The following is a 12,040-nucleotide window of genomic DNA, read 5'->3' as shown; positions in this document are numbered from 1 at the left end:
ATGGCTGGCCGATCTTGGACTGGAGCTGAAACCGGCTGCGTCGGTTCGGCCCCTTCGCGGGACAAGCCCGCTCCCACTGTCTGGATGAATGATGACTGTGGGAGCGGGCTTGTCCCGCGAAGGGGCCAGGCCTGCCTACACCAGGCTAGGGTCGATCACCATCACCAGCTTGCCCGAAACCCGATTGGTCTCAAGCTCGGCATAAGCCGCCTGGGCGAATTCCACCGGGTAGGTATCGACCAGCTGTGGCGACAGCCGCCCTTCCGTGAACAGCGGCCACACCTGCTGCTGCAAATCACGCAGCAACTCGGCCTTGAACCCCTCGTCGCGGTTGCGCAGGGTCGAACCCGTGATCTGCAGGCGCTTGCCCAGCACCTGGGCCAGGTCCAGCTCGACCTTGCGCCCCCCCATCAGGCCGATGATCACCCAGCGTCCATCGCGGGCCAGCAACTGCAGGTTGAGCTGGCCATAGCTGGCCCCCACCGGGTCGAGGATCACATCGAACGGTCCGAAGCCTTCCAGGTCGTCGAGGTTCTCGTTGCGCACCACGCCTCCAGCAGCGCCCAAGGCCTGGCAGTAGTCCAGGCGGTCCTTGGAGCCGACGCTGACCCATACCGGGCTGCCGAAGGCCTTGCACAGCTGGATCGCTGCACTGCCCACGCCACTGGCGCCAGCATGCACCAGGACTTTCTCACCGGCCTTCAGGCCGCCCAGCTGGAAGATGTTCAGCCACGCGGTGGCGTACACCTCCGGCAGCGCTGCAGCTTCGTGCAGGCTCAGGCCTTCGGGAACCGGCAGTACATGACGGGCATCGACCACCACTTCCTCGGCCATCGCCCCGCTGGCAAGCAGCGCGCACACGCGATCGCCGACCCGCCAATCGGCTCCGGCTCCCACTTCCTCGACCACCCCTGCGCACTCCAGCCCCATGTACGGGCTGGCACCTGGCGGCGGCGGGTAAAGCCCGGCCTTTTGCAGCAGATCGGCGCGATTCAAGCCCGCAGCGGCCACACGAATACGCACTTGGCCCGCATCACAGGTCGGTCGTTCGGCTTCGACCCAAGCCACATGTCCGTCAACGCCTTGCAATGCCTTCACAGTGCCTCCATAGTTGAATCATATGACTGAGCCTGGGACAGCTATGTCCCAGGCTTTTTGCAGTATGCGACCGGATCTTTGGAACCGGCGAACGGAAAAGACGGCCTACTATGCGTGATCAATTGCCTCCACGTCGAATCAGCATGAAGCAATTCATTCCCAGCACCGCCCTTGCCCTGGTCATCGGCCTTGGCAGCCTCGCGCTCGGCGGCACTGCATCGGCCGCCAATAAGTGGGACAGCCTGCAGCCGGACCGCGATGAAATCGTCGCCAGCCTCAACGTGGTCGAGCTGCTAAAACGCCACCACTACAGCAAGCCGCCGCTGGACGATGCTCGCTCCGTCATCATCTACGACAGCTACATCAAATTGCTCGACCCTGCGCGCAGCTACTTCACCGCCGCCGACATCCGCGAATTCGACAAGTGGAAGACGCAGTTCGACGACTTCCTCAAGAGCGGTAACCTGGATCCCGGCTTCACCATCTACAAGCGCTATCTCGACCGCGTCAAATCGCGGCTCGACTTCGCCCTGGCCGAGCTGGCCAAAGGCGTCGACAAAATGGACTTCACCACCCACGAGACCTTGCTGATCGATCGCAAGGACGCACCGTGGATGAAGAACCAGGCCGAGCTCGACGACCTGTGGCGCAAACGCGTCAAGGACGAAGTGCTGCGCCAGAAGCTGGCCGGCAAGGATCCCAAGCAGATCCAGGAAACCCTGACCAAACGCTACAAGAATCAACTGGCGCGTCTCGACCAGACCCGGGCCGAAGACATCTTCCAGGCCTACATCAACACCTTCGCCCAGTCTTACGACCCGCACACCAACTATCTGTCGCCGGACAACGCCGAGAACTTCGACATCAACATGAGCCTGTCGCTCGAGGGCATCGGCGCGGTGCTGCAGAGCGACAACGACCAGGTCAAGATCGTGCGCCTGGTGCCGGCAGGCCCGGCGGCCAAGACCAAGCAGGTGGCACCTGCCGACAAGATCATCGGCGTGGCCCAGGGCAACAAGGAAATGGTCGACGTGGTCGGCTGGCGCCTGGACGAAGTGGTCAAGCTGATCCGTGGCCCGAAAGGCTCGGTGGTGCGCCTGGAGATCATCCCGGCCAGCAACGCCCCGAACGACCAGACCAGCAAGATCGTTTCGATCACCCGCGAAGCGGTCAAGCTCGAGGAGCAGGCGGCGAAAAAGTCGGTGCTCAAGCTCAAGCAGGACGGCCGTGACTACAAGCTGGGCATCATCGAGATTCCGGCCTTCTACCTCGACTTCAAGGCGTACCGCGCCGGTGATCCCGAGTACAAGAGCACCACGCGCGACGTGAAGAAACTGCTCACCGAGCTGCAGAAGGAAAAAGTCGACGGCGTGGTCATCGACCTGCGCAACAACGGCGGCGGTTCGCTGCAGGAAGCCACCGAGCTGACCAGCCTGTTCATCGAAAAGGGCCCGACGGTGCTGGTGCGCAACAGCGATGGCCGCGTCGACGTGCTCGAAGACGAAAATCCCGGCGCCTTCTACAAAGGCCCGCTGGCGCTGCTGGTGAATCGTCTCTCGGCCTCGGCTTCGGAGATCTTCGCCGGCGCCATGCAGGATTACCATCGCGCACTGATCATCGGCGGTCAGACCTTCGGCAAGGGCACGGTGCAGACCATCCAGCCGCTCAACCATGGCGAGCTGAAGCTGACCCTGGCCAAGTTCTACCGGGTTTCCGGGCAGAGCACCCAGCACCAGGGCGTGCTGCCGGACATCGATTACCCGTCGATCATCGACACCAAGGAAATCGGTGAAAGCGCCCTGCCCGAAGCCATGCCCTGGGACACCATTCGCCCAGTGGTCAAGCCTGCGGCCGATCCGTTCAAGCCGTTCCTGGCTCAGCTGAAGGCGCAGCATGAGGCGCGCAGCGCCAAGGATGCGGAGTTCACCTACATCCGCGACCGTCTGGCCCTGACCCAGAAGCTGATGAACGAGAAGACGGTCAGCCTCAACGAGCAGGAACGCCGTGCCCGCCATGACGACATCGAAGCCAAGCAACTGGCCCTGGAGAACGTACGCCGCAAGGCCAAGGGCGAAGAACCGCTCAAGGAACTGAAGAAAGAGGACGAGGACGCCTTGCCTGCAGAGGATGAAGACACCAAGCCGGAAGACGACGCCTACCTGTCCGAAACCGGTCGCATCCTGCTCGACTACCTGAGCATCAGCTCCCAGGTGGCCAAGCACTGAGGCAGACACTGTAACGAGAAAGGGGCGAACATGCAGGTGTTGGCCCCTTTTTTTGTGCCTGTGAGATCGAGCGCCGCGCGGGCGGCGTTTGATCTGAAAGCCACCTCAGCACTGCCGGCGAGCCGCTACTGCAAATCCACGTTCAGGCTCGGCATGCCAAACGCCGCGAGCGACGCATTGGACCCGGCGAAGTAGCCACGCCAGAAGTACTGCAACTGCTCCATGGTCTTGCCCGAGCGGTAGGCGTGCTTGACATCCTTGGTCACCAGCCCTGCCCCGGCCACGTAAACGCGTGCGCCTTGCAGGTCAGCGAACAGCTGGCGGTCCCCTACCCGCTTGAGCTCGACCTGGGGGTCGAGGTCGCGGATCCGGTTGTTGGCATAGAAACTGCCGAAGTCACTGTTCTCCAGCATGTCCGACAGCAGCAACACTACGCGCTCGTCGGCAGGCCGTGTAGCGAGGTCCTGGCCGATATCGCGCAGTGAATGGAAGATCTCGCTGCGCGGAATGTCTTCGGTGGCCTCGCGCAGGGTCTGCACGAACACCTGGCCGAACTTCTTCTGCATGAACGCCTGCTGCTGCGCCAAGCACTTGTCGAAGGTGCGTAGCGACTGCATGCCAACATCGTCACGCACCTTGCCCGCCAGCGGCGTACTCAATTCGCCGGCGAAGCGCAGTTGCATGTACTGTCCGGGCACAAAAGCCGAGAAGCTGTACAGCCGCAGCTTGTCACCCGGGCCCAGGAAGCGATTGATCTGTGCCCAGGCGGCTTTCTGGATGCTCTCTGGCATGGGGATGGTCTGGTCGACGATCACCGTCAGCTCGCGGCCGGAGCCGGCCTGGCGGAAGGCCTCGACCTTGGCGTAGGCATAGCAATCAGGAATGTCGTTGCGCTCCACTGCCTGCGTCACCGATGGCAGGCAGAACACCAGGGCGATCAGTGTCTTGAGTTTCATTCAGACGCCTTCGAAATCTTTGAGCACCTGCTGCTCGGCGCGTAGCGCGAGCACCGCGACCTCGTCATAGCCCTTGGTCTGGCAGACCTTGCGCAATTGTTCCTCGCTGTAGATGGTCAGGTCCTTGTTGCGCAGGGCATCCAGCGGCGTGGCAACGGCGGCTGCCACAGGCTGCTCGACCGGTTGGACCGGGGCCGGGGCAGGCTCAGGCAGAGACTGCTGCTGTGGCGCTGTCGCGAGTGCCTGTACCGACTGGGCGGCGAGCGGTGCAGGTCTGGCTATCTGCGGCGCCTCGGACGCCCTCGAACGGTGGGTGGTGTCGGCCTGCTTGCGGCGCACGTAGGCGTTGAAGTCGCGACTTTGCGCACCACTGATGGCCACCGCCACATCCGGGTCGGTGGTCGGGCGGCGCGACAGTTTCAATTGCAGCATGCGCAACTTGTGGTCGGCGTGGGCACTGATCCTGATACGCTGGGTTTCCATCCAGCGCTCAAGCTCCGCAGCGTTGTTGAATTTATGGGTATATTCCCAGGCTTCCTTCGACTTGATTCCGGCAAAACCGAAGATCGATGCCAGCCAGACGCTCACCGCCTGGATGGCGATGTAGATCACCGACAGCACGACGAAAGTGATCAGCGAGGCGCTACGGATCGCATCCATCTTGTCGGTCAGTGTGCTGTCGCTGGCCTGCTGGTTCAAGGCCGCCGAATCGTCGGGCAGTTCGAACGGGCTGGCGCTGGTCTCGGCGCTCTGCTGGGCGAAGACGTCGGGGTTGCCGACCATCTCGGTCTCGATGCTCTTGAGTTGGTAGGCGCGGATGCCGAAGGCGGCGCAGGCCATGATCAACACCACCAAGGCACAACCGATGATCCAACCCCGTTTCGGGGTGACCGTGTGGTTGGTGTTCAGGCGGTTGAGGATACGGTTGTAGTCCTTGGCATCAGCATCGCTGTAGGTCTCGTCGATGCGTATCACTCTCTGCTGCTTCAGCGCCTGGTTACCGCGTTCGGGATCGCTCTCCCACCAGTGCCGGGCCTTGCTCACCAGGGTGTTGTGGTGGATGGCGCGGCCAGCAGCTTCGGCGAAGCCTGCGGAAATGATCGACAGCAGGAACGCGGCCATCCAACCCAGGTAGGTCTGGTCATTGCTGGACAAGTTCTGGTTGATGAACGGTACCAGCACGTAGGCGAAGCCCACCGCCTCGAACAGGATCAACAGGAACACCAGCACCAGCACCCACAAGGGGCGCTCACGACGATCGCTTTCGCCGATGGCATCCAGGTAGGCGCCGCACTTGTTGTAGTAGTCGGCGTTCTTTTCACCGACGTCCTGGTAATAGTGGTAATAGTCGTTGCACAGCGAGGTTTCACTGAGCAGCCACTTGTGATCGTCGGTGCTGGTGTTCTTACGGGCCAGGCGCGCGACCGTGCCGATCAGCGGCAGGCCGTGCCAGGCACGCATGACGAAATACGCCACCTGCTCCCAGTAGATCTTGATCGCGATGATGGCCAACAGTGTGGACAGCACGGCGCTGCTGATCAGCTTGTTGGCCCATACCAGGGCCATCAAGGCATTGAAACTGAACTCTTGCATCTCTGTTCCCTTGTGTCAGGTGCGAACCGGTACGAACCGGGCGATATAGGTTTCGCCATTGCGCAGTGGGTAGAACAACGCGCCGTCGGTGGCTTGCGCGCTGCCCTTGCTGAACACCACGTCCATGCACGACACCGGCGCCTGCGGATCCTTGAGGAAGACCCGGTAGAGCACACGGTCCTCGCCTTCGTAGGTGTTGGCCACCGCATCGGCCTTCACCAGCGCCTTGCGATTGCCCTGGCTGTAGTCGGTGACGACCTGGATGAACGGCTGGCGGTCGACGGCGGCATCCACGCGCAGGATCGACACCGGCGAGATGGTCACCAGGTGGCCATTGACCGTCTGCGCCCAGACACGGTTGTTGTAGCCGGGCAGGTAGTCGGTGGTGAGGTGGGTATCCAGCGCCTGGCCGCTGGCCAGGTTGATGACCTTGCCGCTTTCGCGTGGCTGGTCGGCCTCGCAGCTGCTGACCGGAATACTGCTGGCATAGGCTGAGGAAACCAGCGAAAAGCCACCGGACTTGGGCGTGATGGTCTGGCCAAGTGTCCACTGGCTAGCGCTCACCGCCGTGCCGCCGAAATCGACCACAGGCCCGCTGTGCGGCGTGAATACCGGTTTGACTGGTTGAGTCGAACGCTTCCTGGCAACGGTTTCGCTGACCGCTGGCTTGGACGCCTTGGCGGGCTTTGGCTGGCTGCGAGCCGTCGGCGCCTTGACCACGGTCGCGGTGCCATGGGCGAGATACTTGGGGTTGTTCTGTTCGGCGTTGACCCGCTTGACCAGAGTCGCGGTGTCGTTGACCTCGACGAACTCGACCCGGCGGTTCTTGCCGCGCTGCATCGGGTCGGCATTGTCGGCGACCGGCCGCGATGCCCCGGCGCCCTGGAAGTACATGCGCTGGGGCGCGATGCCCTGCTCGGCGAGAATACTCGCCACGGCGCGGGCGCGACGCTCGGAAAGCTGCTGGTTGAAGCTGGCGTTGCCCGTGGCGTCGGTGTGACCGACCACCAGGATCGCCGTCTGCCGCTGGCCGGTGAATGCGCTGGCAAGCTTGCGCACCTGGCGCTCGCCCTCGACGCTGAGTTGAGCGCTACCGACCGGAAACATGCCCTGGTCCTGCACCTGGGCCACGAAGCCGGCTTCCTGGGGCGCAGCGCTGGCGGTGGCGGCCGAGGTGTTGAGGGTCTCGACGTCGACCTTGAGGTGCTCTTCTTCGGCCAGCCGCTGCAGACGGTCAATGCGGTCCTTGTAGGCCAGTGCGGCGCCGCAGCCTGCGGCTGCGCCCAGCAGCGCACCCCCGATGATGGCACCGTCACCCTTGTTGCTCAGGACTCCCGCCGCCGCCCCGGTCAGGGCACCTAGCGTGCCGCCGAGCAAGCAGTTGGTGGTGCGGCTGTGTGTGCGCGAGAACTCTTCGACACTGGCGCAGCCACTTACACTGATGGCAATCGCCACGGCCAGGGCGGTGCCATGCAGGTGCGGGCCATGCAGGGAAAGCGATGAAGGCGACAAACCGGTCTCCTGAGATTGTCCAAGCGCTCAGGGCGACCATCAGGCAAAAGCTGCTGGCTGTCGTTCTTCCCTGAACGAAAATGCCGGATTAGGGCGGGCAAAGTGCAGCGGATTTCATCACAGCAATAATGTCATTTCAATATTGTTTAGCGATATCTACGCCGAATGATGGCAATTTGAGGCCGTCCGTCATCAAACAGTCATCGCTCTGTCGTGAAATACCTGGGCCGGACATGCCGTTGTCCTGGACCCTCATTTTCAGGAACTCGTCATGACCGTCGCCGAACAGCTCAGTGCCTTAAGCGCCATTCTGGCTCATCGCCGCATCCACAGCCTGTTCCAACCGATCGTCAGCCTCGCCGGCCAGCGGGTGATCGGCTACGAAGCGCTCAGCCGCGGGCCGTCAAACAGCCCCCTCCACTCGCCGCTGAATCTCTTCGCCATCGCCCGCCAAGCCGGCCACCTGACCGAGCTCGAAGCGGTATGCCGGGAGAACGCCTGCCGCCGCTTCAGCGAGCAGAACCTCGAAGGCAAGTTGTTCCTCAACATCTCCCCCGAGTCGCTGCTAGAACCGCACTACCCGTCTGGGCGCACCCTTAAGTTGCTCGAACAGGTCGGCGTAGCTCCAGGCCGGGTGGTGATCGAGTTGACCGAGCAGACCCCAACCGACGACTTTCAGTTGCTGTCCACCGCTCTCCACCACTACCGCGACATGGGTTTTTCGATTGCCCTGGACGACCTCGGCGCGGGTTATTCAAGCTTGCGCCTGTGGTCGGAGCTACGTCCCGAGTATGTGAAGATCGACCGCCATTTCATCGATGGCATTCATCTGGATCCGCTCAAGCGCGAGTTCGTCGGCTCGATCCTGCAGATCGCTCAGGCGTCCAGGGCGCAGGTGATTGCCGAAGGTATCGAATTACCCGAGGAGTTGGCGGTGTTGAGCGACATGGGCGTCGACCTGGTGCAGGGCTACCTGCTGGGGCGGCCGCAGGAAGTGGCGATGCGCGAAAGCCCACTGCTGCCGATGGGGGAAATCGATACGCAGGTGACCGCTCAACCGCGCGTGGGGCTGGATGTCACGCTGGGACAGATGATGGCGCTGTTTGGTCGATGTGACGGGCTGGATGAACTGGAGGTGCTGGATGCCGCTGGGCGGCCTTGTGGGGTGATTCACAGATATGCCTTGCCCGCAGCGGCCCCTTCGCGGACTTGGCCAAGACAGACCACTGCAGGCAATCTCAGGCTTTCGCGGGATAATTGTACTCAAACACCCTGACCACCTCGGACGCATGCCAGGACGCCGCTTCCATCCCGTCGACCGGCCCGGAGAAACGACCCAGGCGCTCCACGCACTCGAAGAAGCCGGTGCGTGGCAGACGGCTGGCTCCTTGGCTGATGACCAACGAGCTGCGCAGCGGCTGCTCGGCTCGGGCATCGAGCACCGCCAGGTACTCCAGCGCGGCTGTGAGCGTCTGCATCGCCGGAGTGGGCAACTGCAGGCGCTCGAGCAGTGCGCGGTAGGTGAGCAGATGGCGTTGACGACGGGCCAGGTCAAGCTCGTCCAGCAGGCTCTGCCAATGCTGGCGGCTGATCCTGACCTGGCTCATGACGGCTCGCTCCAACCGGCCACGCCCAGATGCCAGGCCAAGGCTCGGCGGATGGCAGCATCGGGCTGGCGTTCGCCGGACTCGATCATTGCCAGATAGGCCGGACTGACACCGACATTGCGTGCCAGTTGCTCAGGCGCGATGCCCTTGGCCTGACGCAACTGTGCCACTTCACTGAACGCCGGCAAGCTGACCGGCTCGCGCGGGGCAGCCGGCTCGCTGGCCGCGACCACCGCCGGCGCCTGCCCTGCCGCCTTGAGCAAGGCCTGATACTGCTCCCAGGGAACGACGGCGTACTCCGGCTGACCGTCCCGGCTGATGACCTGAATTCCCATTACAACCCCCTCACGTAGGACTACAGCATGTAATCCGTAGGCATAATCCTTATGCCAATTATATTACCAAGCTCGGGAGTCTGTGTGCTTCAGGGCGAAATCAATGGGTATTGCGCTCCAGACGCAAGGCTTCCGGGGTGTCTGGCAGACGCTCCACCACGCGCAAGCGTTCCGGCGCCTGGCTGTCTCGCCAGGCCTTGAAGCGGGCCAACTCGTCGGCCACGGTCTTGAGCACCCAACCGAGCACGGCAATGTCATCGAGAAAGCCGACCCCCAACAACCAATCGGGAATCGCGTCGATAGGACTGACGAAATACAGCAGTCCGGCCACGATGGTCACCAGCGCCTTCGGACTGATCGCCCGGTACTCGCCCCGCCACCACGCCAGGCACAGCGACTGCAACAGCCGCACGTCTTCACGCAGCTGGCCGAGACGCGGACCCTTACGGGCCACGGCAAACAGCAAAGCCGGCAGCCGGCCGCGGCTGAGCAGACGCTCGGCCAGGGGCAGGAAACGGGCGAAATTCCAGGGTGCGCTCATGGAGCCTCCGACAGCGAGAGGTTATCCACATTTATTGTGGATAACCTTGTGAACAGGGCGAATTTTCCGACGTCAGGTGCCCACGAGGCAAGGGCCCCGGTCAGATCGGGCGTTTTTTACACAGCGGTTTCAAGACGCGCAAACGTTTTAGGCCGCATAGCCTAGGACCGTCCACGCCCAGGCAGGTTCGTTTCGAGCAGAAACGACAACGCCCCGTCGAGCGGGGCGTTGTCGGCAGAGCCGGGTATTACTTGGCCGGCGCTTCGGCAGGTGCTTCGCCTGGAGCGTCGCCCTGCAGTTGGGCCGGATCCTTGATGCCGAGCAGTTCGAGGTCGAACACCAGCACCGAGTTGGCCGGGATCAGCGGGCTTGGGCTCTGGGCGCCATAGGCCAGTTCAGCCGGGATGAACAGCTTGTACTTCTCGCCGACGTGCATCAGCTGCAGGCCTTCGACCCAGCCCGGGATCACGCCGCTGACCGGCAGGTCGATCGGGCTGCCACGCTCGACCGAGCTGTCGAACACCTTGCCATCGATCAGCTTGCCTTCGTAGTGGACAGTGACCACATCGGTCGGCTTGGGCTGCGGGCCGTCGGCCTTCTTGATCACTTCATACTGCAGGCCCGAAGCGGTGGTGACGACACCTGGCTTCTTGGCGTTTTCTTCGAGGAACTTCTTGCCGGCGGCGGAAGCTTCTTCGCTGGCCTTGGCCAGGCGCTCTTCAGCACGCTTCTGCAGCGAGGTGAAGGCTTCGACCAGTTCGTCGTCCTTGATGCGCTGTTCTTTCTTGCCGACAGCGTCTTCGATGCCAAGGGCCACCGCTTTCGAATCAAGGTCTTCCATGCCTTCCTGAGCCAGGCTCTTGCCCATGTTCAGGCCGATACCGTAGGAGGCTTTCTGTGCCGGAGTTTTCAGCTCGGGTGTGCTGGCTTGTTGATCACAGCCAGCCAGTACCAGGCCTACCAGGGCAACCGCAGCCGCCAAACGATGCTGTTTCATGCTATTTCCTTGTTCATGCGCCATAGGGGCAATCAGGGTAAAGCCGCGAGCTTAGCAGGCGGCCATGACCAATGGCTACCGGCATAAGAGCGGGTTGTAGTCCATAAGTTCAGTGGTTAAAAGCTTATTCATCTGCCGGCTCGCAGCCAATGGCCAGTATTGACCCTGGGTGCCGGTTTTGCCTGGTGTATCCGCCGATTTATTTCCCTTGGGGCGAAACGGTGTGGCGCAGCGCATTCAGGGATACAGACCCTCCCGATACTGCCCGGCTACCTCGCGCAGCACCTCGCACATCCACTGCCCCGGCAGGCTCTGTGCCAGCGCCGCATTGCGACAGATGCCCACCGAGCCACCCTGCTCGCGCACGCCCAGGTCAAGCTCGGCCAGTTCCCCGCTGCGCAGGTCGATCAATACCGCATCGCGCGGCGCCACCCATACCGCATCGCTACCCAGCAGGTAACGGCGGCTGAGCGCCAGCGACAGGGTTTCCAGGCGCTGCGCCGAAGGCTGGATGCCACATTGCACGAACAGGCTGTCGGCATGCTGACGAATGGTGGTGCCCGGTGGCGGCAGCACCAGCGGGTAGTGCCCCAGCCGTGCGCGCTCGACCGGAGTACCGTTCAGCAACGGATGGCCGGGACGTACCACCAGGGCCATCGACTCGCTGTACAAGTGCTCGAAAGACAGCCCCTGGATCTGCGGACTGTCGGTCATGCGTCCGACCACCAGCTCTAGTTCGCCCAGGTGCAACTGCCCGAGCAACTGTGCACTGACGCCGGTGACGACACTGATCAGCAAGGCCTCATGGCGCTGGTGCAGGCGGCACAGCACCTCAGGCATGAGCAGGCCTTCGACCGTCGACAGCACGCCGATCCGCACCTGCGAAGGCGCTCGCGCCTCGCCGCGCAGGCTGCTCACGCCGTCCCGCAAGGCTTGCACGCTGGGGCCGGCGTACCGCATGAAACGGGTGCCGGCCGGGGTCAGTTCGACACCCTGCCGGCTGCGCTCGAACAGGCGCGTCTCGAGCAGATCCTCAAGCTCCTTGAGGGTCTTGGAAATCGCCGGCTGGCTGATGGCCAGGACATCAGCCGCCCTGGCCAGACTGCCCTGCCGGGCAATCTCCAGGAAGCACAGCAGATGACGGTACTTGATGCGGGTGTCGAGATTCATGCGGCA

Annotated in this window: 11 protein-coding genes; 2 read left to right on the top strand and 9 right to left on the bottom strand. The window is 62.8% G+C overall.

The window, feature by feature from the left end; all coding sequences use genetic code 11:
• Nucleotides 1-135: 135 nt before the first annotated feature.
• Nucleotides 136-1,098, bottom strand: coding sequence for an NAD(P)H-quinone oxidoreductase (locus tag KY379_RS23190; protein WP_261241508.1), 963 nt, complete (start codon nt 1,096-1,098; stop codon nt 136-138).
• Between the two features lie 143 nt (nt 1,099-1,241).
• Between KY379_RS23190 and KY379_RS23185 the strand changes: the two genes are divergently transcribed.
• Nucleotides 1,242-3,323, top strand: a complete 2,082-nt coding sequence (locus KY379_RS23185; RefSeq protein WP_165976105.1) for a carboxy terminal-processing peptidase — start codon at nt 1,242-1,244, stop codon at nt 3,321-3,323.
• A 125-nt stretch (nt 3,324-3,448) separates the two neighbouring features.
• Here KY379_RS23185 and KY379_RS23180 read toward each other — a convergent pair whose 3' ends face one another.
• From KY379_RS23180 to KY379_RS23170, 3 genes are read right to left on the bottom strand one after another with little or no spacing between them, the layout of a single operon-like run.
• Nucleotides 3,449-4,279, bottom strand: a complete 831-nt coding sequence (locus KY379_RS23180) for a hypothetical protein (protein WP_261241509.1) — start codon at nt 4,277-4,279, stop codon at nt 3,449-3,451.
• On the bottom strand, nt 4,280-5,872 hold the full coding sequence (locus KY379_RS23175) for a hypothetical protein (protein WP_261241510.1): 1,593 nt from the start codon (nt 5,870-5,872) through the stop codon (nt 4,280-4,282).
• A 15-nt stretch (nt 5,873-5,887) separates the two neighbouring features.
• Entirely contained in the window at nt 5,888-7,384 is a 1,497-nt protein-coding gene (locus tag KY379_RS23170) for an OmpA family protein (RefSeq protein ID WP_261241511.1), read from the bottom strand.
• A gap of 271 nt (nt 7,385-7,655) precedes the next feature.
• Here KY379_RS23170 and KY379_RS23165 point away from each other — a divergent pair, with 271 nt between their 5' ends.
• A complete protein-coding gene (locus KY379_RS23165) occupies nt 7,656-8,660 on the top strand; it encodes an EAL domain-containing protein (protein WP_261241512.1) in 1,005 nt (334 codons plus the stop codon).
• Here the strand turns inward: KY379_RS23165 and KY379_RS23160 are convergent.
• The 5 genes from KY379_RS23160 to pcaQ all read right to left on the bottom strand — a co-directional run bounded on the left by KY379_RS23160 (nt 8,623) and on the right by pcaQ (nt 12,034).
• Complete coding sequence (locus KY379_RS23160) at nt 8,623-8,991, bottom strand: hypothetical protein (protein WP_261241513.1); 369 nt, start codon at nt 8,989-8,991, stop codon at nt 8,623-8,625. The genes KY379_RS23165 and KY379_RS23160 overlap by 38 nt on opposite strands.
• Complete coding sequence (locus KY379_RS23155) at nt 8,988-9,326, bottom strand: helix-turn-helix domain-containing protein (RefSeq protein ID WP_133331080.1); 339 nt, start codon at nt 9,324-9,326, stop codon at nt 8,988-8,990. Before KY379_RS23155 ends, KY379_RS23160 begins: the two co-directional genes overlap by 4 nt.
• A 100-nt stretch (nt 9,327-9,426) precedes the next feature.
• The gene (locus tag KY379_RS23150; RefSeq protein ID WP_196174074.1) at nt 9,427-9,867 is read right to left on the bottom strand and encodes a YkvA family protein; all 441 of its coding nucleotides are present in this window, start codon (nt 9,865-9,867) and stop codon (nt 9,427-9,429) included.
• A 247-nt stretch (nt 9,868-10,114) separates the two neighbouring features.
• Nucleotides 10,115-10,864 carry an FKBP-type peptidyl-prolyl cis-trans isomerase gene (locus KY379_RS23145; protein WP_133331084.1) on the bottom strand — a complete coding sequence of 250 codons (750 nt, stop codon included), beginning with the start codon at nt 10,862-10,864 and terminating at the stop codon, nt 10,115-10,117.
• A 237-nt stretch (nt 10,865-11,101) separates the two neighbouring features.
• Nucleotides 11,102-12,034, bottom strand: coding sequence for a pca operon transcription factor PcaQ (pcaQ, locus tag KY379_RS23140; protein ID WP_261241514.1), 933 nt, complete (start codon nt 12,032-12,034; stop codon nt 11,102-11,104).
• Nucleotides 12,035-12,040: the final 6 nt, after the last annotated feature.

Source organism: Pseudomonas sp. HD6422 (assembly GCF_025377065.1).
Classification (GTDB): Bacteria; Pseudomonadota; Gammaproteobacteria; order Pseudomonadales; family Pseudomonadaceae; genus Aquipseudomonas; species Aquipseudomonas putida_U.
This window is presented reverse-complemented; position numbering and strand designations above follow the sequence as displayed.

What these genes read in the sequence shown, in the direction of transcription:
- KY379_RS23145 (WP_133331084.1), bottom strand. Translation starts at nt 10,864, where the DNA reads ATGAAACAGCATCGTTTGGCGGCTGCGGTTGCCCTGGTAGGCCTGGTA.
- KY379_RS23160 (WP_261241513.1), bottom strand. Translation starts at nt 8,991, where the DNA reads ATGAGCCAGGTCAGGATCAGCCGCCAGCATTGGCAGAGCCTGCTGGAC.
- pcaQ (WP_261241514.1), bottom strand. Translation starts at nt 12,034, where the DNA reads ATGAATCTCGACACCCGCATCAAGTACCGTCATCTGCTGTGCTTCCTG.
- KY379_RS23185 (WP_165976105.1), top strand. Translation starts at nt 1,242, where the DNA reads ATGAAGCAATTCATTCCCAGCACCGCCCTTGCCCTGGTCATCGGCCTT.
- KY379_RS23180 (WP_261241509.1), bottom strand. Translation starts at nt 4,279, where the DNA reads ATGAAACTCAAGACACTGATCGCCCTGGTGTTCTGCCTGCCATCGGTG.
- KY379_RS23155 (WP_133331080.1), bottom strand. Translation starts at nt 9,326, where the DNA reads ATGGGAATTCAGGTCATCAGCCGGGACGGTCAGCCGGAGTACGCCGTC.
- KY379_RS23165 (WP_261241512.1), top strand. Translation starts at nt 7,656, where the DNA reads ATGACCGTCGCCGAACAGCTCAGTGCCTTAAGCGCCATTCTGGCTCAT.
- KY379_RS23175 (WP_261241510.1), bottom strand. Translation starts at nt 5,872, where the DNA reads ATGCAAGAGTTCAGTTTCAATGCCTTGATGGCCCTGGTATGGGCCAAC.
- KY379_RS23150 (WP_196174074.1), bottom strand. Translation starts at nt 9,867, where the DNA reads ATGAGCGCACCCTGGAATTTCGCCCGTTTCCTGCCCCTGGCCGAGCGT.